Here is a 21265-nt window from a genome sequence, read left to right on the forward strand (position 1 = left end):
CCTTCTTCCTTCAGCCGCCTGCCGGTCGATCTGGCGGGCGGCCTCCGACGCGCCACCCGGGTTGGATGATCGACTGCGCGGAGGTTCGACGCCCGACCTTAGTGACCCATCTGTGATCGGTTCAAATCCTTGTAGGCAAAATCTCGACCGCTTCGCACATTCTTTACGACCTTCATACAGATAGTGAGGAATGTTCAACGCTGAGTTGACGCTAATGCGTTCGTGAACGTCCGCCGGTCCCGCGCTCAACACCCTTGCCCCGCAGAGGCGTTCAAGCCCCGTAGGGTCACACCCGGGCCAGCCGTTTCAGCAGCAGCACCGAAGCCACCGGTCGCGCGCCCGCCTTGGCGACACCGTCGGCGACCTCACGGTCCGCCGAGACCACCACGATCTGCCGACCGGGCGGTTCGGCCCGCACCAGCTGCCGGATCAGCTCGTCGGCGGTCTGCCCGGCCTTGCTGAACAGCACCCGCACCCCGCGCGGCGGCGCGAGCAGCACCGGCATGTCCAGATCGGCGCCGTCGAAGACACAGGTCACCTCGGCGCCGCTCTGCGCGGCCAGCGCGGCCAGACCGCCCAGCAGCCGCAGCCGCTGTTTCTCCAGCGGCAGCGCGGGATAGCCGGTCTTGGTGACGTTGTAGCCGTCCACGACCAGATGGGCCTGCGGCAGCGCGAGCAGCTGGTCGAGCAGCGCGGGGTCGGTCGCGGACAGCGCGCGGGTGGCGATGTCGTGGGCGCTGAAGTGCGCGGGCGCCACCGCGTCCACGGTGTCGGCCGGCCGCAGGCTCATCGTGTCGCGCGGCGGCAGGGCCAGTTCGCGGCGCAGCCCGGAGGCCGCGTCCAGCACGGTGTCCAGCAGCAGCCGCAGCCGTACGTCCTCCACGCTGCGGCCCTCGCGGACCGCGCGGCGGCCCGCCTCGACCACCGCCTCGGCCTCGCCGAGCCGGGTCCGCAGCCGGCGGGCCTCGCTCTCGGCGGCGGCGCGTTCATGGGCGGCGGCGGCGCGGGCCTCGTCCAGCTCGGCCTGGATCTTGCGCTGCGCGGCCTCGGCGCGCTTGACGTCGCTGTGGGCGGCGCGCAGCTTGCGGTGCAGCGCGTCGCTCTCCTTGCGGACGGTGTCGAGTTCGGCGCGTGCGCGGGCGGCCTCGGTACGCGCCTGGGCGTGCAGGGCCTCCACCTCGGCGCGCAGCCGGGCGACCTCGCGCAGGGTCTCCTCGTCGGCGCGCTCGGCGTCGGCGCGCTGGGCCTCCTCGCCTGCGGTGGCGACGAGCTTCGCCCAGCCGGCCGGCCGCAGCAGATACGCGGCCGCGGCGACGTCCAGCGGGTCGGCGGCGGGCGGCGGGGTGCCCGCGTCCAGGGCCCCGGTCAGCTCGGGCTGGGCCTCGCGCAGCCGGGAGGCGACCTTCTGCCGGAAGGCCGCGTCCGACTCCAGGGCGGCCGCGAGCGCGGTCGCCGCGTACTTCACCCGGCGGGAGGGGGTGAAGCGGGCGTAGGGGCGCAGCGAGACCGGGAGTTCCTGGTAGGTGAAGCCGCCGAAGGCGTCGGCCGCGATGGCCACGACACGGTGGCGTACGCCCTCGGGCAGCGGCCGGTCGAGCGCGGGCTCGGCGGGGTCCGCCGTCGCCAGGGGGTCGTCGAGCGCGTCGGGGTCCTCGGGGCCGTCGGGCCGTGCGAGAGCGTCCGGCCCGTCCCCGGGCAGCGGTGCCCCCGGAGAATGCGAAATGTTTTCGACGCCCGCCGTCTCCCCGGCGGGTGGCGCGTCGCCTTCCGGCACACCGGCACCCGGTCCGCTCTCCTCGGGCCGCGGAACGCCGCCGATACCGTCCACCAGTCACTCCCGTCCGGTTCCTCGGCGCCCTCCCGGCCCCCTTCGATCCCTCCGGCCGCCGCCTGCTGTTTCCATTGTCCCCGCAAGCGGGGTCAATTCCGTACGGAGCCGCACTCCACGCCCGCGCCCGCGCGGCCCACCGGTACGATCCGGCCCCGCGCGCCGGGTCGGCGCCCCCGTACGGGCTCTTCGGTCCCACTCGGCACAGCCGTCTCCTCCACGCGCGGTTGCGGAACGTGCGGGCGTGTGTCCCGGTCACCCTACGGCCTCGGAGGTACGACGCGCTGCGGCGAGGCGACCCATGTCCGTTACACCCGTTCCGTCATCATCGGTCCATGGTCATCCCGGTGTACGACAAGAACCCGGTCCGCCGCACTCCGGTCGTGACCTACACGCTGATCGGCCTGTGCACCGCGGTCTTCCTGCTCGGGCCGCTGTCGGGCTTCACCACGGTGTACGGCACCGGGCACGCGCTGCTGTGCGAGCAGGCGGTGTACTTCGGGCACTGGGGGGTGATCCCCAGCGAACTCTTCCACGGCAGACTGCCGGTCGCGCGGCTCGATCTGCCGGCCGGCTGCGGGACGCCGCACGACTACACCAAGGTGCCGTTCCTGTCCGTGTTCACCGCGATGTTCCTGCACGGCGGCTGGCTGCACCTGGTCGGGAACATGCTGTTCCTCTACGTCTTCGGCGACAACGTCGAGAACCGGATGGGCCGGGTCGGATTCGCGCTGTTCTACCTGGCCGCGGGGTGTCTGGCCACCTACGGCTTCGCCTTCGCGAACACCGACGACACACAGAGTCTGGTGGGGGCGTCCGGGGCGATCTCGGGGGCGCTCGGCGCGTATCTGTATCTCTTCCCCAAGGCCCGGGTGACCAGCCTCTTCCCGTTCCTGTTCTTCATCCCGCTGCGGTTTCCCGCGTGGATGGTGCTGGGGTTCTGGTTCGTGCTCCAGTGGCTGGCCGCGCAGACCGCGAAGGGCGGCCCCGGGGTGGCCTATCTGGCGCACGTCGTCGGCTTCGCCTTCGGGTTCCTGTGCGCCTGGGTCTGCTACCGGCCACGGCGTAAGGTGAGCCTCGTCATCAGGCCGACTCAGGGAGACATCCAGCCGTGATCACCGCGATCGTGCTCATCAAGACGTCCGTCGACCGGATTCCCGAGATCGCGGAGTCGATCGCGGCGCTGGACAACGTCAGTGAGGTGTACTCGGTGACGGGGAACTACGATCTGGTCGCGCTCGTGCGGGTGGCGCGGCACGACGATCTGGCGGACATCATTCCGGGGCGGATCAGCAAGATTCCCGGAGTGCAGGTGACCGATACGCACGTCGCGTTCCGCACGTACTCGCAGCACGACCTTGAGGCAGCGTTCGCGATCGGCCTGGACGCGTAGCCCTCAATCGCCGGGCAGGCTTGGCCTCAAACGCCGGCCGGGCTGAATTCTGCCCTCAAACGCCGGGCGGGCTGGGGTTGCCTGGCGTTCGAGGGCAGTCTTACGTGTCAGTCGCGGGCCGGGACGCAGCGGCCGCCCTCGGTGCGGTAGCGCCAAGCGGCGCCGTCACGGACGAGCGTACGAACCGCCGCGACGAAGCGCGTGACGTGCTCCTCGGGCGTCCCCGCCCCGAAGCTGACCCGGATCGCGTTGAGCGAGCGCTCGCCCGGCGCCGCGTCGGGCGCCCCGCACTCCCCCGGCTCGTCGGGCTCGCTGTCCAGCAGCGTCCGCACCAGCGGGTGCGCGCAGAACAGACCGTCGCGCACGCCGATCCCGTACTCCGCCGAGAGCGCCGCGGCGAAGTGCGAGCTGTTCCAGCCCTGGACGACGAAGGAGAGCACACCGACGCGCGCGGACTCGTCCCCGAACAGGGAGAGCACCCGCACCTCGGGGATCTCGGCGAGCCCGGCCCGCAGCAGGGCCAGCAGCGACTGCTCACGGGCGACCAGCTGCTCGAAACCGGCCTCGGTCAGCGCCTTGCAGGCGGACGCGATGGCGTACGCGCCGATGACGTTCGGCGATCCGGCCTCGTGCCGCGCGACGCCCGTGTGCCACTCGACGTCCACCCCGTCACCGCTGCGCTGCACCTTGCGGGTGGCGCCGCCGCCCGCGAGATACGGATCGGCGTCACGCAGCCAGTCCGCGCGTCCGGCCAGCACTCCGGAGCCGAAGGGCGCGTAGAGCTTGTGGCCGGAGAAGGCCACCCAGTCCACGTCGAGCGCCGCGATGTCCACCGGGTGGTGCGGGGCGAGCTGGGCGGCGTCGAGGACGATCCGGGCGCCGTGCCGGTGCGCGGCGGCGGCCAGTTCGCGGACCGGCCACAGCTCGCCGGTCACATTGGAGGCGCCGGTGACGCAGACCAGCTTGGGGCCCTTGGGGGCGCCGTGCAGCGCCACGTCCAGGGCGGCGACGGCCTGCTCGGGGGTGCGCGGGGCGTCCAGGTAGGTCACCTGGGCGCCCTCCGCCCGCTGCCAGGGCAGCAGCGCCGCGTGGTGCTCGGTCTCGAAGACGAAGACGTGGGTGCCGGCCGGGATGGCGGCGGCCAGCAGGTTGAGGGAGTCCGTGGTGGACCGGGTGAAGATGACCTGGTCCTCCTCGCGGCACCCGAGGAACTCCGCGACCGTGGCCCTGCTCTGCTCGAACAGGTCGGTCGACAGCTGCGAGAGGTATCCGGCACCGCGGTGCACGCTGCCGTAGTAGGGCGCGTACGCGGCCACGTCGTCCCACACCCGCTGGAGGGCGGGGGCGCTGGCGGCGTAGTCGAGGGCCGCGTACGTCACCTCGCCGCCGGTCACGAGCGGGACCAGGACGTCGTGTCCCAGAACGCCCAGCGGGGTACAAATCTCACGGTCGGTGGCAGCGATGGACACAGTCATGGCGAACTCCCGGAGGAAGGCAGGCGAAATCACCACCCGCCCGGCACAGCGCGAAGCGTGCGCGGGCGGCGCGGAAACAGCATCGGGCGGAATTGCAGAAACGACGGAAACGGCGAAAAAGCAGTACCGGGGCCGACAGGCCCTATCGCATTCGCTTGCTCATGAAAGAACTCCCCAAGTCCGGCTTGCCGTGAGCCTTGCTGCTCACCGCCTGGTCATCACCCGGGGCACCCCGCCTCGGACGGAGGGTTGCCGGACAGCGAGCCGGGGCCTTGACGCTGTCACTCGTGACCTGGAAAGGATTGTGCCACAGTCGGCCGTACGCGCAAGGCGCCGTCCGCGAAATGGACGGCGCCCTGTTCCGATCCGCCAACTCGGCGGTACGGCCTACGCGTTGCTCGCCGCGACCCAGCGCTCCAGCACCGCGGCCGCGGCCCCGGAGTCGATGGACTCGGCGGCCGTTACCAGGCCCTCGGCGATCCGCTCCTCCAGCGTCCCGGAGCCGGCCTCGGGCGCGAGCGCGGTCAGCGCGGCCGCCGAATTGAGCAGCACCGCGTCCCGTACGGCCCCGCGCTCGCCGGCCAGCAGCCGCCGGGCGACATCGGCGTTGTAGGACGCGTCGGCGCCGCGCAGCGCCTCGACCGGGACCAGGTCGAGGCCGACGTCCCGGGGGTCGAAGGCGGACTGTGTCACCTTGCCGTCCCGCACCTCCCACACCTGGGAGGTGGCGGTGGTGGTCAGCTCGTCCAGGCCGTCGTCGCCGCGGAACACCAGGGCGGAGGAGCCGCGTTCGGCCAGCACCCCGGCGAGGATCGGTGCCATCCGGGGGTCGGCGACACCGGTGGCCTGGCTGCGCACGCGGGCCGGGTTGGCCAGCGGCCCGAGGAAGTTGAAGGTGGTGGCCACCCCCAACTCGGCGCGGGCGGTGGCCACATGGCGCAGCGACGGGTGGAACCGCACGGCGAAGCAGAAGGTGATCCCGGCCTCCTCGGCGACCTCGGCGACCCGCTGCGGGGACAGTTCGAGGTTGACGCCGAGCTTCTCCAGGACGTCGGAGGCGCCGCTGGCGGAGGAGGCGGCCCGGTTGCCGTGCTTGACGACCTTCGCGCCGGTGCCGGCCACCACTATCGAGGACATCGTGGAGATGTTGACCGTCTTGGCCCGGTCGCCGCCGGTGCCGACGATGTCCACGGTACGGCCGGGGACCTGGATGGTGGTGGCGTGCTCGTACATCGCCCGGACCATGCCGGAGACCTCCGCGACGGTCTCGCCCTTGACCCGCAGCGCGATGGCGAACCCGGCGATCTGCACGTCGGTGGCCTGGCCGCTCATGATCGAGTCCATCGCCCAGGCGGTGTCGTCCCCGCTCAGGTCCTGGCCCGCGATCAGGGCGCTGAGGACGTCGGGCCAGGAGCGCGAAGCCGTGCGGGTGCCTCCGGCGGGGTTCACAACGCTCATGGTCACGCTCCTGAAAAGGTCCACGATCTCAGCGGGTGCAGCCTACCGGCTCCGACCTTGACCCAAACGCGCAGTTCCCCGCGCCTCTGAAGGGGCGCGGGGAACTGCGCGGGCGACCACGACGGACCGCGACTGTGCTCACGAACCCCGCCACCCCAGGGGCGCTGGGGGCACCCCCGGGCGAGGAACTGCGCGGGTGACCGGTCACCGGCGGAGGGTCGGGCGACAACCGAACGCCCTACGGCGGAGCCGCGTCGTGGCGACGCTCAGCGCGAGCGGCCTAGTGACCGTGTCCGCTCGTGATCTCCTCGTACTCCTCCACCGTCGGCTTCGGAATCTGGCTGTGCTCGCCGTAGAAGCCCTGCGAGAGCTTCGCCTGCGCCTTGGCGATCCGGCCGGCCTTGCGCTCGACACCGTTCTCGTCGACCTCGGGCCCGAGGTGGATCGGCCTGGGCTGGGCGTGCGCGGTGAGCACGTGCAGCTGCTGCTGCGAGAGCGGCTCGTGCACCTCGATGAACTCACCGTGCGGCAGCCGCTTGATGATGCCGGACTCCCGGCCGTGCAGCACCGTGTCCCGGTCCCGCCGCTGCAACCCCAGGCAGATCCGCTTGGTCACGATGAAGGCCAGCACCGGCGCCACGAAGAAGCTGACGCGTACGAACCAGGTGATCGCGTTGATCGACAAGTGGAAGTGCGTGGCGAAGATGTCGTTGCCGCCACCGATCAGCAGCACGAAGTACAGCGTCAGCCAGGCCACACCGAAGCCGGTGCGCACCGGACGGTTGCGCGGCCGGTCCAGCAGGTGGTGCTCCCGCTTGTCGCCGGTCACCCAGGACTCGATGAACGGGTAGACCGCGATGGCCATCATCACCAGCGGGAAGATCATCAGCGGAATGAAGACGCCGAGGACCAGGGTGTGACCCCAGCCCCTGATCTCCCAGCCGGGCATGATCCGGATCAGGCCCTCGGAGAAGCCCATGTACCAGTCGGGCTGGGCTCCCGTGGAGACCTGGTCCGGCCGGTAGGGGCCGATGGACCAGATCGGGTTGATCGTGGCGACCGCCGCGACCGCCGCGATGACACCGAAGACCAGGAAGAAGAAGCCGCCCGCCTTGGCCGTGTAGATCGGCAGCAGCGGGGTGCCGACGACGTTCTTCTCGGTCTTGCCCGCGCCCGGGAACTGGGTGTGCTTGTGGACGAAGACCAGGATCAGGTGCGCGACCAGCAGACCGGCCATCAGACCCGGCAGCAGCAGGATGTGCACCGAGTAGAAGCGCGCCACGAAGTCGTGCCCCGGGAACTCGCCGCCGAACAGGAACATCGACAGGTAGGTGCCGACGATCGGCGTGGAGAGGACCGCGCCTTCCATGAACCGCACACCGGTGCCGGAGAGCAGGTCGTCGGGGAGCGAGTAGCCGGTGAAGCCGGTGAACATGCCCAGGAAGAGCAGCAGCCAGCCGAACACCCAGTTGATCTCGCGCGGCCGGCGGAACGCGCCGGTGAAGAAGACGCGCATCATGTGCACGACCATCGCCGCGATGAAGATCAGCGCCGCCCAGTGGTGGATCTGCCGGACCAGCAGACCGCCGCGGACGTTGAAGCTGATGTTCAGCGTCGAGGAGTACGCCTCGGACATCGGCACGCCCTGGAGGGGCGCGTAGGAGCCGTGGTAGATGACCTCGTTCATGCTGGGGTGGAAGAACAGCGTCAGATACACACCCGTGAGGATGAGGATCACAAAGCTGTAGAGGCAGACCTCGCCCAGCATGAACGACCAGTGGTCGGGGAAGATCTTGCGGAGGTTGGCCTTGGCCATCGTGTAGATGCCGAGCCGTTTGTCGGTCCACTCCGCGACGCGCTCACCGGGGTTGGTGGGCCCGCGCCGGGTCGGGTTTTCGGTGGTCGTACTCATCAGCGCTCCCAGAAGGCCGGACCGACGGGCACCTCGAAGTCGCCGAGGGCGACGAGGTTGCCCTCACCATTGACGCTGATCCGCAGCTGCGGCAGCGGGTGGCCCGCGGGACCGAAGATCACCCGGGCGCCGTCCGTCAGGTCGAAGGTCGACTGGTGGCACGGGCACAGCACATGGTGGGTCTGCTGCTCGTACAGGCTGATCGGGCAGCCGACGTGGGTGCACATCTTGGAGAACGCCACGATGCCCTCGTGGGACCAGTCGAGTTCCTGCTTGTCCTTGATGTCCTCCGGCTTGAGCCGGACGATCATCAGGGCCGCCTTGGCGATCTGCTCCTGGAAGTCCTCGTCGGACTCCTCCAGCCCCTCGGGCTGGGCGAAGGTCAGCGAGCCGACGACGACGTCCTCGGGACGCAGCGGCTTGTTGGTGTTGGTGTTGATCAGCGCCTTGCCCTTGGCCCACGCGGTGTGCCGGAGCTTGTCCTCGGGCAGCGGACCGAGGTCGCGCAGGATCACCACACCGGCCAGCGGCACCAGCGTCAGGGCGCCGAACATGGTGTTGCGGATCAGCTTGCGGCGGCCGAAGCCGCTCTCCTTGGCACCGGTGATCCACTGCTGCCGTACGTTCTCGCGCAGCGCGTCGTCCGCGTCGATCCGGTGGCGCTCGTCCGCGATCTCCTCGTCGGACATCAGCGTGCGGGCCCAGTGGACCGCGCCCGCGCCGATGCCGAACAGCGCCACGGCCAGCGTCAGACCGAGCGAGAAGTTCAGCGCGCTGACGTGACCGAACGGGAAGATGTAGACGATCTTGTCGACCGGGAAGATCACAAAGGACGCGATGAACCCGAGGGTGCCGAGCATCGACAGGGTGAACAGCCCCGCCACCACTCGCTCGGAGTGCTTCGCGGCCTTCTCGTCGATGTCCTGGCGGCGGTGCTCGTGGGGGGGCAGCCCGGGATTCGCGAACGGATCGGGCTTGGCCACTTCGCCTTCGTTGGCGCCGTGTTCCGGCAGGTTCTCTGGCACGTCGTTGTCAGGTCCAGTCTCGCTCATGACTTCTTGGCCTTAGTCGTGCGGGCGGCGACCCAGGTGGAGATCCCGATCAGCGCACCGAGTCCGAAGACCCACGCGAACAGACCTTCCGACACCGGCCCGATGCTCCCGAGCGTGAAGCCGCCCGGGTTGGGGCTGTCGGCGCTGTTCACTGCCTTCAGGTAGGCGATGATGTCCGCCTTCGTGTCCGAGGGCAAAGTGCTGTCCGGGAAGGACGGCATGTTCTGCGGGCCGGTCAGCATCGCCTCGTAGGCGTGCTTGGGGTCGACGCCCTTGAGGCTCGGCGCGAACTTGCCGTCCGTCAGCGCACCGCCCTTGCCCACGAAGTTGTGGCACTGGGCGCAGTTGGTGCGGAAGAGTTCGCCGCCCTTGGCCGCGTCCGCGCCGGTCGGGCTGTACTGGTCCTTGCCGGGCACAGCCGGGCCGGGACCCAGGGAGGCGACGTACGCGGCCAGCTGGTTGATCTCGTCCTGCGTGTAGATGACCTTCTTCTTCGGGATCTGCGCGCCGGGCTGCTGCGCCGGCATCCGGCCGGTGCCGACCTGGAAGTCGACGGCGGCCGCGCCGACCCCGATCAGGCTCGGGCCGTCGGAGCTGCCCTGGCCGGACATGCCGTGGCAGCTGGCGCAGCCGACCGAGTACAGCTTCTTGCCCTGCTCGATCTTGAGGGACTGCGACGCGTCGGCCTGCGCATCGGTCGCCGGCGCGAACGCGGCGTACAGCCCCCCGGTGGCCGCGAGCGCGAAGAGTAGAACGACGATCGCCGCCAACGGGTGGCGTCGTCGTGCGGAGAGCTTTTTCACGGATTACCCCGGTGTCAGGATCTCTTGTGTCGATGCTTCTGGCTGGGTCTGTCTGGAACCGTGGTGCGGTGCGTGACCGACTACTTGATCAGGTAGATCGTGGCGAAGAGGCCGATCCAGACGACATCGACGAAGTGCCAGTAGTAGGACACGACGATGGCTGCGGTGGCCTGCTGGTGGGTGAACCGCTTGGCCGCGTACGTCCGGCCGAGGACCAGCAGGAACGCGATCAGACCACCCGTCACGTGGAGTCCGTGGAACCCGGTCGTCAGATAGAACACCGAGCCGTACGGGTCGGAACTCAGCGAGATCCCGTCCTGCTTGACCAGATTCGTGTACTCGAAGATCTGGCCGCCGATGAACACCGCGCCCATCACGAAGGTCACGATGAACCAGGAGCGCAGCTTCTTCACATCGCCGCGCTCGGCGGCGAAGACGCCCATCTGGCAGGTGAGGGAGGAGAGCACGAGGATCGTCGTGTTCGTCGCCGCGAACGGGACGTTCAGCGCCTCGGCGTGTTCCGCCCAGAAGTCGGCACCCGTGACCGACCGGATGGTGAAGTACATCGCGAAGAGGGCCGCGAAGAACATCAGCTCGGAACTCAGCCAGATGATGGTTCCGACGCTGGTGAGGTTCGGCCGGTTGACCGACGGGTGCGCGTGCCCGGTTTCTACTGCTGTTGCTGTCGCCACGTCCGACATTATGTCGGTCGCTTATCCGGCGCTCACTCCGGGGGTCCCCCTTCGGTGTGTCAAGGGCTCCCAGCGACCCGCCCGGCCTAGTTCGCCCCTCCCTCGAACGAGCGACGGGAGGCGTCCGACAAGGGATGACGGTCAGTCCGCCGGATCTTCGAAGGGCCGGGGCCCTCCTCGCGGAGGGCTCGGCGGGAGTACGATCCGACCCACTTGAGAAATCCTTCACGAGGAGGAGCCACGATGCAGGCGACCGCCACGGTGCTGGTCTACAGCGACGACGCGAACACCCGGGAGCAGGTCCGGCTCGCCGTCGGCCGCAGGCCCGCCGCAGACCTGCCGCCGGTGCAGTACGTGGAGTGCGCGACGATGCCCACTGTCCTCAGCGAGCTGGAGAAGGGCGGGATCGACGTCTGTGTGCTGGACGGCGAGGCCGCGCCGGCCGGCGGCCTGGGGGTGTGCCGGCAGGTGAAGGACGAGATCTTCCAGTGCCCGCCGGTGCTGGTGCTCATCGGACGCCCGCAGGACTCGTGGCTGGCCACCTGGAGCCGCGCGGACGCCGCGGTCACCCACCCGGTGGACCCGGTGGCGCTCAGCGAGACGCTGGCGACGCTGCTGCGCCGCCGGGTCGCGGCGTCCGGCACGGCCGTCGCGACCCGATAGTCACACCGGCAGTGGACACCGGCCGTCAGGCCGGTTCGGGGCGGAGGCGGGCGGGGACGGAGGCGGGGGCGTTGACCTCGCTGGTCCGTCCCTGGTCGCCGCTGCTGCTCAGCGCGCTGCCCTTCTGCCACTGGGCCCAGCTGAGGTTCCAGTCGCCGTAGCCGTTGTCGAAGGCGGTCATCTCGGCGCCCTCGCTGTGGAGGACCTGGACGACGTCGCCGATCCGCACGTGGTCGAAGAACCACTCGGCGTTGGCGGTGCTCATACCGGTGCAGCCGTGGCTGGTGTTGGCGGAGCCCTGCGACCCCTCCGACCAGGGCGCCGCGTGCACGTACTCCCCGCTCCAGGTGACGCGGGTGGCCCAGTAGACGGGCAGGTCGTACGAGTCGGAGCTGCCGGCCGCGATGCCGATGCTCTGGCTCTGCATCCGCACGAACTGCGTCTTCTCCAGCACGACCTTGATGCCGTTGCGGGTGGCGAAGCCGGGCTTTCCGGTGGTGACCGGGATGGTGCGGACGACCTTGCCGTCGTCCTTGAAGGTCATCTCGTGCGTGGAGGCGTCGGTCAGCGCCTCGATCCGGTCGCCGGTGTGCAGGGTGAGCGGCTTGTCGTCGCCGCCGTAGAGGCCCTTCCCGACCTGGACGCCCCGCAGGGTGCTGCGGACCGTGATCTCGTCGTGGGCGGGCCAGTACGTCTGCGGCCGGTAGTGCAGGGTGCGGTCGTCGACCCAGTACCAGGAGCCGGGCGCGGCCTGGGGTATCGAGGTGACCTGGAGGTGGGACTCGACCGCCGCGCGGCCCGCCTGGTCCTTGACCGGGACGCTGAGCGCCGCGGTGAGGGGCTGCCCGACCCCGTACGTCCCGGCGTCCGGGCCGAAGGTGACGTGCAGGCCGGCGTCGGCGGGGGTGGTGTCGAAGGTGAGGGTCTTGCGGCCGGGGTGACCGCCGGAGTCCTCGGTGCTCACCCGGACGGTGTAGTGGGCTCCTGAGGCCAGTGCGGTGGTGGAGTGCCACTGACGTCCGTCGGCGCTGAGTTCGCCGCGTACGTACCGTCCTGCGGCGTCCGTGGCGGTGACATCGGTGATCCGGCTGCCGTCATTGGGGACGGAGACCTCGAGCGGCTTGGCGGGGTTGGCCTTACCGCCCGCCGCCTCGCCGTAGGAGACCTTGGCGGCGGACTTGTAGGGGGCGTCGGCCAGCGGGTTGCCGTGGCCCGCACAGGCGGCGACCCCGAGCGCGAGCGGCGCCACGAGGAGCGCGTGGCGCAGGGGTATCCGGCGTCGGGGGCGGTGACTGCTGCGTAGGTGGCTCATGCGCCCAACGTAGGAACGGCCACCGGATTCCGCGCGGTGAGAGCGTGCAAAGCGGTGAGTGCGGCCGGGCGTGCCGCCCGAGGAGCACGGGGGAACGGGAACGGGCCCGGCACCTGTGAGGTGCCGGGCCCGCCCGTCGTGCTGTGTCGTACCGGCTGTACGGGTCAGCCGGTACTACTGCGTGCGAGCCTCGCCGCGGTAGTACTCGAAGACCCAGCCGAAGATGCCGATCGCGATCACCGGCAGGGAGAAGAACAGCAGCCACCAGCCGAAGACGATGCCCAGGAAGGCCAGCGAGCCGCCGGTCGCCAGGGCGAGCGGCTGCCAGCTGTGCGGGCTGAAGAAGCCCAGCTCGCCCGCCTCGTCGGCGACGTCCGCGTCGTCCCGGTCCATCGCGCCGGTGTCGGCCCGCCGGGCGGTGAACGCCAGGTAGAAGCCGATCATCGTGCAGAGCGAGAAGGACAGGAAGAGCGCGGTGGTGCCGACGGCCTCCTTGGACCAGAAGCCGTAGACGATGGCCGACGCCAGCATGAAGGTGGCCAGCCCGAGGAACATCTTGCCTTGGATCTTCACTGCCCGGCCTCCTTGCCCGCGCTGCCGGAGAGCGCCTTGTCACCTTCGCGGTGGGCGAGCGCGTCGGCCGCCGCGATCTCGGGGTGGTGCAGGTCGAACGCCGGGGACTCGGAGCGAATACGCGGCAGGGTGAGGAAGTTGTGCCGCGGCGGCGGGCAGGAAGTCGCCCACTCCAGCGAACGGCCGTAACCCCAGGGGTCGTCGACCTCGACCTTCTTGCCGTACTTGGCGGTCTTCCAGACGTTGTAGAGGAACGGCAGGATCGACAGCCCGAGCAGGAAGGAGGCGATGGTCGAGATCGTGTTCAGGGTGGTGAAGTTGTCGGCGGCCAGGTAGTCCGCGTACCGGCGGGGCATGCCCTCGGCGCCCAGCCAGTGCTGGACCAGGAAGGTGCCGTGGAAGCCGAAGAACAGCGTCCAGAAGGTGATCTTGCCCAGCCGCTCGTCCAGCATCTTGCCGGTCATCTTCGGCCACCAGAAGTGGAAGCCCGCGAACATCGCGAACACCACGGTGCCGAAGACCACGTAGTGGAAGTGCGCGACGACGAAGTACGAGTCCGAGACGTGGAAGTCCAGCGGCGGGGCCGCGAGGATCACACCGGTCAGACCGCCGAAGGCGAAGGTGATCAGGAAGCCGATCGCCCAGAGCATCGGGGTCTCGAAGCTCAGTGACCCCTTCCACATCGTGCCGATCCAGTTGAAGAACTTCACACCGGTCGGGACCGCGATGAGGAACGTCATGAACGAGAAGAACGGCAGCAGGACTCCGCCGGTGACGTACATGTGGTGCGCCCACACCGTCACGGACAGGCCGGCGATGGAGATCGTCGCGGCGACCAGACCGATGTAGCCGAACATCGGCTTGCGGCTGAACACCGGGATGACCTCGGAGATGATCCCGAAGAACGGCAGCGCGATGATGTACACCTCTGGATGGCCGAAGAACCAGAAGAGGTGTTGCCAGAGCAGCGCTCCGCCGTTGGCCGCGTCGAAGACATGCGCCCCGAATTTCCGGTCGGCCTCCAGGCAGAGCAGAGCGGCGGCCAGGACCGGGAAGGCGAGCAGCACGAGCACCGCGGTGAGCAGCACGTTCCACACGAAGATCGGCATGCGGAACATCGTCATGCCGGGAGCGCGCATGCAGATGATCGTGGTGATGAAGTTGACCGCGCCGAGGATCGTGCCGAAGCCGGACAGCGCCAGACCCATGATCCACATGTCGGCGCCCACACCGGGCGAGTTGACCGCGCTGGACAGCGGCGAGTACGCGAACCAGCCGAAGTCGGCCGCGCCCTGCGGGGTGAGGAAGCCGCCGACCGCGATCAGCGAGCCGAACAGGTAGAGCCAGTAGGCGAACATGTTCAGCCGCGGGAACGCCACGTCGGGCGCGCCGATCTGCAGCGGCATGATCCAGTTGGTGAAGCCCGCGAACAGCGGTGTCGCGAACATCAGCAGCATCACGGTGCCGTGCATCGTGAACGCCTGGTTGAACTGCTCGTTCGACAGGAACTGGTTGCCCGGGCGGGCCAGCTCGGCGCGCATCAGCAGCGCCATCACGCCGCCGATGAGGAAGAACGCGAACGACGTGACCAGGTAGAGCGTACCGATGGTCTTGTGGTCGGTCGTGGTCAGCCACTTGATCACCACGGAGCCGGGGCTCTTGGTGCGGAGCGGGATTTCGTCCTCGTAGGAGTCATCGGCCGGGGCCGCGCCCTGCGGTTCGTTGAGAATGCTCATGTGGTCTTGGGCTCCGAGTTCTTCGCGTTGCCCGTGGTGGCGATGCCGGCCGGGATGTAACCGGTCTGGCCCTCGGCCGCCAGGTCCTTGAGGTGCTGCCGGTACTCGGCGGGAGTGACGACCTTCACGTTGAAGAGCATCCGCGAGTGGTCCACACCGCACAGCTCCGCGCACTTGCCCTTGAAGAGGCCGATCTTGCTGGGCGTCACTTCGAAGACGTTGGTGTGCCCGGGGATGACGTCCATCTTCATCAGGAACGGCACGATCCAGAAGGAGTGGATGACATCACGCGAGGTGAGCACGAAGCGCACCGTCTCACCCTTGGGAAGCCAGAGCGTCGGGCCGGGCAGACCGTTCTCCGGGTTCCGGCTGGCCGGGGTGCCCGTGTCGTAGACGCCCTCGGCACCCGCCGGCAGCAGCAGCTTGTTCGCCGGGATCTCGGACAGCTCCGACGGCACCTTTGCCGGGGTGGCCGGGTTTCCGTCCACGTTCTCGACGTAGTTGAAGCCCCAGCTCCACTGGAAGCCGACCACGTTGATCACGTGCTGCGGCTTCTTGGAGGTCTCCAGGAGCTTCGATTCGTCCCGGGCCGTGAAGTAGAACAGCACCGCGATGACGATGATCGGGACGATCGTGTAGAGCGCCTCGATGGGCATGTTGTAACGCGTCTGCGGAGGGACCTCGACCTTGGTCCGGCTGCGCCGGTGGAAGATCACACTCCACAGGATCAGGCCCCAGACGAGCGCACCGGTCGCCAGTGCGGCGGCCCAGGAACCCTGCCACAAGGCGAGGATCCGCGGTGCCTGCTCCGTGGCCGGGCTGGGCATACCGAGGCGGGGATAGTCCTTGTACGAGCAGCCTGTGGCGGTCGCAAGGACCAGGCCCGCGGCCAGCGCCTGCGGCAGGATCCGCCGCATCGGGCGCCGCGACGAGCGGTCGGAGCCGTTGGGACTCACGTAGCGCCTTCCCGAGAGTCTCGCCCGCGCGTCCGAGTGTTCCGGCCGTCTGCTGATCGGTCGTCCCATGGCGCGGGGCAATAGGTGTGGATGTTTATGCGGACCAAACCCTACTGGACGCTATTTGGGGTCGCGCGGGGAGGGGGTCCAACGCGCCGGGGCCTCACTCCGAAGTGCGCGGATCGGCACTCCGCGGCCATCTGACCTTGCGGTCGACGGTGGTTGTAGCGTGCTGACGTGTCCTATTTCGATATGGCTTCGGCCGCTCCGCTGCACCCGGTGGCCCGTCAGGCCCTGATCGCCGCGCTCGACGAGGGCTGGGCGGATCCGGCCCGGCTGCACCGCGAGGGGCGGCGGGCCCGGCTGCTGCTCGACGCGGCGCGGGAGGCGGCGGCGGAGGCGGTCGGCTGCCGCCCCGACGAACTCGTCTTCACTCCTTCGGGGACACGGGCGCTGCACACCGCGGTGGCGGGCGCCGCCGCCGGTCGGCGCAGGACCGGCCGCCATCTGGTGCTCTCCGCGGTCGAGCACTCGGCGGTGCTGCACGCGGCCGAGGCGTACGACACCACGGCGGTCGGGGTGGACCGCGCCGGGCGGGTCGCGGTGGAGGACTTCGCGGCGGCGCTGCGCCCGGACACCGCGCTGGCCGCTCTGCAGTCAGCGAACCACGAGGTGGGTACGGTCCAGCCGGTCGCCGAGGTGGCGGCCGCGTGCCGCGCGGCGGGGGTGCCGCTGCTGGTGGACGCGGCGCAGTCGCTGGCGTGGGGCCCGGTGGAGGGCCCGTGGTCGCTGCTGGCGGGCAGCGCCCACAAGTGGGGCGGGCCGCCCGGGGTGGGCCTGCTGGCGGTGCGCAAGGGCACCCGGTTCGCGTACCAGGGGCCGGCGGACGAGCGGGAGTCGGGACGGGCGCCCGGTTTCGAGAACCTGCCGGCGATCGTCGCGGCCGCCGCGTCGCTGCGCGCGGTACGGGACGAGGCCGCGCGCGAGTCGGCGCGGCTGTCGGCGCTGGTGGACCGGATCAGGGCGCGGGTGCCCGAGCTGGTCCCGGACACGGAGGTGGTCGGGCACGCCACGCTGCGGCTGCCGCACCTGGTGACCTTCTCGTGTCTGTACGTGGACGGCGAGGTGCTGCTGACCGGTCTGGACCGGGCCGGGTTCTCGGTGTCGTCCGGGTCGTCGTGCACGTCGAGCACGCTGACGCCGAGTCATGTGCTCAAGGCGATGGGCGTGCTGTCCGAGGGCAATGTGCGGGTCTCGCTGCCGGCCGGGACGGGCGAGGACGACGTCGAGCGCTTCCTCACGGTGCTGCCGGGCGTGGTGGCCGAGGTCAGGTCCCGGCTGGGGGCGCCCCGGGCCGAGCCCGCGCGGGCGTCCGTGCCCGAGGGCGGCGACCCGACGGTCCTGATCGTGGACTCGCTGGGCAAGCGCTGCCCGATCCCGGTCATCGAGCTGGCCAAGGTGATCGACGAGGTGCCGGTCGGCGGCCTGGTGACCGTACTGTCCGACGACGAGGCCGCGCGGCTGGACATTCCCGCGTGGTGTGCGATGCGGGAGCACGAGTACGTCGGGGAGCGGCCGGCCGAGCGCGGCGCCGCGTACGTGGTGCGGCGCCGCGGCTGAGCCCGGTCGGCCCCTTCCCGGCCCCTTCCCGGCCAGTTGGCGGGGCGGTCAGCCGCCGAGGGCGCCGGCGTCCCGGTAGGCGGCGGACTGGACGGCGTACAGCTCGGCGTACAGCCCGCCGCGGGCGGTCAGTTCGTCGTGGGTGCCGGCGTCCTGGATGCCGCCGTCGGCCACCACGACGATCAGGTCGGCCATCCGTACCGTCGAGAAGCGGTGCGAGACCAGGACGGTGATCGCGCCGGTCGTTCCGCTCACCCTGGAGGCGTTGCGGGCGTACTGCTCGAACAGACGGTGCTCGGCCTCCGGGTCGAGCGCGGCGGTCGGCTCGTCCAGGACCAGCAGCAGCGGCCGCTCGCGCATCATGGCCCGGCCGAGCGCCAGCTGCTGCCACTGGCCGCCGGACAGTTCGAGCCCGCCGGGGCGGCTCTTGCCCAGGGCGGTGGACAGGCCGTCGGGCAGCCGGCGCAGGATGCCCTCGGTGCTGGCCCGGCGCAGCGCGCCGGTGACGGCCTCGTCGTCGGCCGCCCTCGGCAGGTCGCCGACGCCGACCGTCTCGCGGGCGTCGAACTCGAAGCGTACGAAGTCCTGGAAGCCCACGGCCGTCCGCTCCCGCCAGGCGGCGGGCTCGGCGGCGGCCAGGTCGACACCGTCCACCAGGATGCGGCCCTCGGTCGGGGCCAGCAGTCCGCACAGCAGTTTGACCAGGGTGGTCTTGCCGGCCCCGTTCTCGCCGACGATCGCCACGGTGGTGCCCGCCGGGAGCGTCAGGTCGACCCCCGAGACGACCGCGCGGTCCGCGCCGGGGTAGCGCAGACCGAGGCCGCGCAGCTCGATGCCGGCGCGGAGCACCTGGGGAAGCGCCTCTCCGGCGCGGGGGGCGGGGAGCGTCGGGCCCGCGGTGACCGGCGTTCCGGTGACCGTCGCGGTCACCCGGGCGAGCCGCCGCAGCGCCCGGCCGGAGCGCTGGAGCTGCTGGAGCAGCGGCACGGCCGCGCCGACCTGCTGGTTGACCTGGGCGGCGAGGACGATGGAGAGGACGACGTCGCCGACGGTGCCGTGCCCGTTGATCACGGTCCGCACGACGAGCAGCAGGCCGCCCGCGTAGCCGCAGGCGAAGACCGTCTGGCCGCCGATCTGCCACAGGGCCGCCCGCAGCTGGGCGCGGGCCAGCCGGCGGCTGGACCGTTCCCAGGCGGTACGGCGGCGGCCGCGGATCTGCTCGGCGAGCCGCAGGGTGCGCAGTTCCTTCGCGGTGGCGGCGGTGGTGGCCAGCCGCAGCATGTGCAGGGTCGAGCGCGTGTCCGAGGCGTTGCGTTCGCGGGCCTCGTCCAGGATCGCCGCGACCCGCCGGGCCGCGTAGAGGGAGGGCAGGGCGAGCACCGGCAGGACCAGCAGCAGGGGTTCGACCGAGGCCAGCAGGACACCGGTCACGATCATGGACACGGCCAGCGAGGACCCGGCGAGTATCGCCTGGAGTCCTTCGCCGATGCGCTGCATCTCCTGCCGCAGCTGGACCAGTTCGTCGGCGAACTCGGGGTTCTCGATGTGCTCCAGGCCGCCGGCGCCGTTGGTCAGGGCGATCAGCCGGCCGTCCATGGTCAGCACATTGAGTTCGGAGATCTCGAAGTAGGCGATGTGCGCGAAGTGGGCGGAGGTGAGCGCCCCGAGTATCCACAGGGCGACGACGACGCCGTCCGCGCCGGCCCCGGCCGCGTGTCCTGCCACCACGTCGTCGGTGAGCTTCTTGAGCCAGAGCGCGGCCAGGGGCGCGGCCACGGCGTTGACGGCCATGAGCGCGAGCGCGACGGACAGTTTGCGCGCGTCCTGCCGCCAGGACATGCGCAGCAGTTCAGCGGTTCCGCGGAACATCCGCGCTCCCTTCGTCGGTACGGACGACGTCGGTGAAACGGTCCGCCTGGAGTGCGAAGAGCCTGGCGTACAGGCCCTTGGCCGCGACCAGTTCGTCGTGGCTGCCGGATTCGACGACCTGGCCGTGTTCGAGGACGAGGATGCGGTCGGCGTGCCGGACGCTGGAGAACCGGTGCGAGATGAGCAGTGAGGTCCTGCCGCGGGTCAGCTCCCTGAACCGGGCGAAGAACTCCGCCTCGGCCCGGATGTCGAGCGCGGCGGTGGGTTCGTCGAGGACGAGTACGGACGCGCCCCGGCTCAGCGCGAGCAGCGCGCGGGCCAGCGCGACCCGCTGCCACTGGCCGCCGGACAGATCGGTGCCGCCCGGGTACTGGCGGGAGAGCACGGTGTCCAGCCCGTGCGGCAGCGCGTCGAGCACCGGCAGCATGCCCGCGCGTTCGGCGGCGGCGCGGATCGCGGCCCGGTCGTCGAGGGCCTCGACGGCGCCGAAGCCGATGTTGTCGGCCGCGGAGACCTCGTACCGGGTGAAGTCCTGGAAGATGACGGCCAGCCGGCGGCGCCACTGGTCGACGGGCAGGGCGCCGATGTCCGTGCCGTCCACCAGGACGCTTCCCGCGGTCGGCCGGTACAGCCGAGCGAGCAGCTTGACGATGGTGGTCTTGCCGGCTCCGTTGACGCCGACCAGTGCGGTGCACACGCCCGGTTCGATCCGCAGGTCCAGGCCGTCGAGGACGGGCTGTTCGCGTTCGGGGTAGCGGAAGACGACCTTGCGGAACTCCAGGCCGGGCGGCCGGTCGGAGTCGGCCGCGACCACGGGGGCCTCCGGGCGCGCGGGTACGCGCACGGCGTCGGCCGCCGGCATGGCCCGCTCGAACCGGGCGATGGCGTCGGCGGCGTTCATCCCGTACTGGGTCTGGGTGTCGGCCTCCGGGTAGAAGTCGCCGAGCCGTACGACGGCCAGCGCCGCCTGCGCGGTGAGCGCCAGCTCGGCGAGCGAGAGATGGCCGTGGGCGGCGGATCTGCCCAGGCCCGCGAAGGTCGCGCCGACGATCAGCAGCCCCGCGGCGAGGTAGCCGAGGAAGGGGAGCAGATAGATCCGGCGGCGCTCGCGCCACACCGGCTCCATCGCCGAGCGGTGCACCCGCCGGTGGCGCGCGGTCAGCCACTCCACCAGGCCGAACACCCGGATCTCCTTGGCGGCGGGCGCCCCCATGGCCAGGTCGCGCAGATACGCGGCCTCCCGGCGGGTCGGGGTGACCGCGCGGATGACCCGGGCGTAGCGCCGCAGTCCGCCGCGCTGCCCGATCCGGAACAGGACGGCGACGGCGGCCAGACCGACGGCGGCGAGCCAGGAGAAGAGCGCCCCGGCCACGACGCAGAAGCCGGCCAGCTGCACATAGCGGGCGACCAGCGCGACCAGTCCGGCGAAGGCGCTGCCCGGGGTGCGGAAGGCGGACTCCAGTTCGCGGGTGGCCTCCTCCAGCAGGTCGAGTACCTTCTGGTCCTCCAGTGGCGCCAGGTCCACGCTGCCCAGGGCCGCGGCGATCAGCCGGTCGTGCATCACCCCGTCGACGCGCTGGGCCAGCACTTCGCCGATCGCGGTCTGCACCGGCTCCAGCACCTGCTGGAGCAGCAGCGCCACGGCGGCGGCGGACAGCCCCCACAGCAGACGGTGTCCGGCCGCCGAGCCGAAGCCCTGGGCGACCGCGCCGGGGATACGGCCGACGGCGGTGCTGATGGCGACCGCGAAGGCGACGGGCAGCGCGCCGCGCAGCACGCTCACCACCAGCGCGGCGGACGACAGGCCCTTCCCGGCCGAGGGCATCAGCCCGGCGATCTTCCAACGTTGCTGCACGGCCTCCTGCAGCAGTCCGCTGCGTGCGGCGGCAGCGGCCACGGTGTCCGGCATGTCTCTCCGTTGTA

17 protein-coding genes and 1 riboswitch are annotated in these 21265 nt (G+C 70.6%); of the genes, 4 read left to right on the forward strand and 13 right to left on the reverse strand.

The annotated features are described in order from the left end of the window. Positions 1–286 precede the first annotated feature (286 nt). Positions 287–1627: an NYN domain-containing protein gene (locus tag OHA30_RS07150; RefSeq protein ID WP_328917771.1), complete on the reverse strand. Its 1341-nt coding sequence runs from the start codon at positions 1625–1627 to the stop codon at positions 287–289. 536 nt (positions 1628–2163) lie between these two features. Here OHA30_RS07150 and OHA30_RS07155 point away from each other — a divergent pair. Beyond that, positions 2164–2943, forward strand: coding sequence for a rhomboid family intramembrane serine protease (locus tag OHA30_RS07155; RefSeq protein WP_328912948.1), 780 nt, complete (start codon positions 2164–2166; stop codon positions 2941–2943). Then, positions 2940–3221, forward strand: a complete 282-nt coding sequence (locus tag OHA30_RS07160) for an Lrp/AsnC family transcriptional regulator (protein ID WP_328912949.1) — start codon at positions 2940–2942, stop codon at positions 3219–3221. Before OHA30_RS07155 ends, OHA30_RS07160 begins: the two co-directional genes overlap by 4 nt. Positions 3222–3328: 107 nt before the next feature. On the opposite strand, the gene OHA30_RS07165 is transcribed toward OHA30_RS07160, so the two are convergent. The 6 genes from OHA30_RS07165 to ctaE form a co-directional block, all read right to left on the reverse strand. Further along, positions 3329–4696 carry an aminotransferase class V-fold PLP-dependent enzyme gene (locus OHA30_RS07165; protein WP_328912950.1) on the reverse strand — a complete coding sequence of 456 codons (1368 nt, stop codon included), beginning with the start codon at positions 4694–4696 and terminating at the stop codon, positions 3329–3331. Positions 4697–4872: 176 nt separating this feature from the next. Further along, a riboswitch (SAM riboswitch) is annotated at positions 4873–4989 on the reverse strand. A 94-nt stretch (positions 4990–5083) separates the two neighbouring features. After that, complete coding sequence (gene trpD, locus OHA30_RS07170) at positions 5084–6154, reverse strand: anthranilate phosphoribosyltransferase (protein ID WP_328912951.1); 1071 nt, start codon at positions 6152–6154, stop codon at positions 5084–5086. A 280-nt stretch (positions 6155–6434) separates the two neighbouring features. After that, complete coding sequence (gene qcrB, locus OHA30_RS07175) at positions 6435–8066, reverse strand: cytochrome bc1 complex cytochrome b subunit (protein ID WP_328912952.1); 1632 nt, start codon at positions 8064–8066, stop codon at positions 6435–6437. After that, positions 8066–9118 (reverse strand): cytochrome bc1 complex Rieske iron-sulfur subunit, encoded by a 1053-nt coding sequence (gene qcrA, locus OHA30_RS07180; protein ID WP_328912953.1) that lies wholly within the window; start codon positions 9116–9118, stop codon positions 8066–8068. Before qcrA ends, qcrB begins: the two co-directional genes overlap by 1 nt. Then, positions 9115–9921 carry a cytochrome bc1 complex diheme cytochrome c subunit gene (gene qcrC / locus OHA30_RS07185; RefSeq protein ID WP_328912954.1) on the reverse strand — a complete coding sequence of 269 codons (807 nt, stop codon included), beginning with the start codon at positions 9919–9921 and terminating at the stop codon, positions 9115–9117. The genes qcrA and qcrC overlap by 4 nt, the downstream gene beginning before the upstream one ends. A gap of 80 nt (positions 9922–10001) precedes the next feature. Further along, complete coding sequence (ctaE, locus tag OHA30_RS07190) at positions 10002–10622, reverse strand: aa3-type cytochrome oxidase subunit III (protein ID WP_328912955.1); 621 nt, start codon at positions 10620–10622, stop codon at positions 10002–10004. 234 nt (positions 10623–10856) lie between these two features. On the opposite strand from ctaE, the gene OHA30_RS07195 reads away from it, so the two are divergent. Continuing rightward, positions 10857–11276: a hypothetical protein gene (locus tag OHA30_RS07195; protein ID WP_328912956.1), complete on the forward strand. Its 420-nt coding sequence runs from the start codon at positions 10857–10859 to the stop codon at positions 11274–11276. A 25-nt stretch (positions 11277–11301) separates the two neighbouring features. Here OHA30_RS07195 and OHA30_RS07200 read toward each other — a convergent pair whose 3' ends face one another. From OHA30_RS07200 to ctaC, 4 genes are all read right to left on the reverse strand, one after another. Continuing rightward, positions 11302–12588: a L,D-transpeptidase gene (locus OHA30_RS07200; RefSeq protein WP_328912957.1), complete on the reverse strand. Its 1287-nt coding sequence runs from the start codon at positions 12586–12588 to the stop codon at positions 11302–11304. A gap of 174 nt (positions 12589–12762) precedes the next feature. Next, positions 12763–13161 (reverse strand): cytochrome c oxidase subunit 4, encoded by a 399-nt coding sequence (locus OHA30_RS07205; protein ID WP_328912958.1) that lies wholly within the window; start codon positions 13159–13161, stop codon positions 12763–12765. Then, on the reverse strand, positions 13158–14897 hold the full coding sequence (gene ctaD / locus OHA30_RS07210) for an aa3-type cytochrome oxidase subunit I (RefSeq protein WP_328912959.1): 1740 nt from the start codon (positions 14895–14897) through the stop codon (positions 13158–13160). Before ctaD ends, OHA30_RS07205 begins: the two co-directional genes overlap by 4 nt. Further along, positions 14894–15853, reverse strand: a complete 960-nt coding sequence (ctaC, locus tag OHA30_RS07215; protein WP_328912960.1) for an aa3-type cytochrome oxidase subunit II — start codon at positions 15851–15853, stop codon at positions 14894–14896. Before ctaC ends, ctaD begins: the two co-directional genes overlap by 4 nt. A gap of 237 nt (positions 15854–16090) precedes the next feature. Between ctaC and OHA30_RS07220 the strand changes: the two genes are divergently transcribed. Beyond that, positions 16091–17473 (forward strand): cysteine desulfurase/sulfurtransferase TusA family protein, encoded by a 1383-nt coding sequence (locus tag OHA30_RS07220; protein WP_328912961.1) that lies wholly within the window; start codon positions 16091–16093, stop codon positions 17471–17473. A gap of 48 nt (positions 17474–17521) precedes the next feature. Here the strand turns inward: OHA30_RS07220 and OHA30_RS07225 are convergent, their stop codons facing one another. Next, positions 17522–19342, reverse strand: a complete 1821-nt coding sequence (locus OHA30_RS07225; RefSeq protein ID WP_328912962.1) for an ABC transporter ATP-binding protein — start codon at positions 19340–19342, stop codon at positions 17522–17524. Then, positions 19323–21251 carry an ABC transporter ATP-binding protein gene (locus OHA30_RS07230; protein WP_328912963.1) on the reverse strand — a complete coding sequence of 643 codons (1929 nt, stop codon included), beginning with the start codon at positions 21249–21251 and terminating at the stop codon, positions 19323–19325. The genes OHA30_RS07225 and OHA30_RS07230 overlap by 20 nt, the downstream gene beginning before the upstream one ends. Between the last annotated feature and the right edge of the window lie 14 nt (positions 21252–21265).

Origin of the sequence: Streptomyces sp. NBC_00223, assembly GCF_036199905.1 — a bacterium.
Lineage (GTDB): Bacteria > Actinomycetota > Actinomycetes > Streptomycetales > Streptomycetaceae > Actinacidiphila.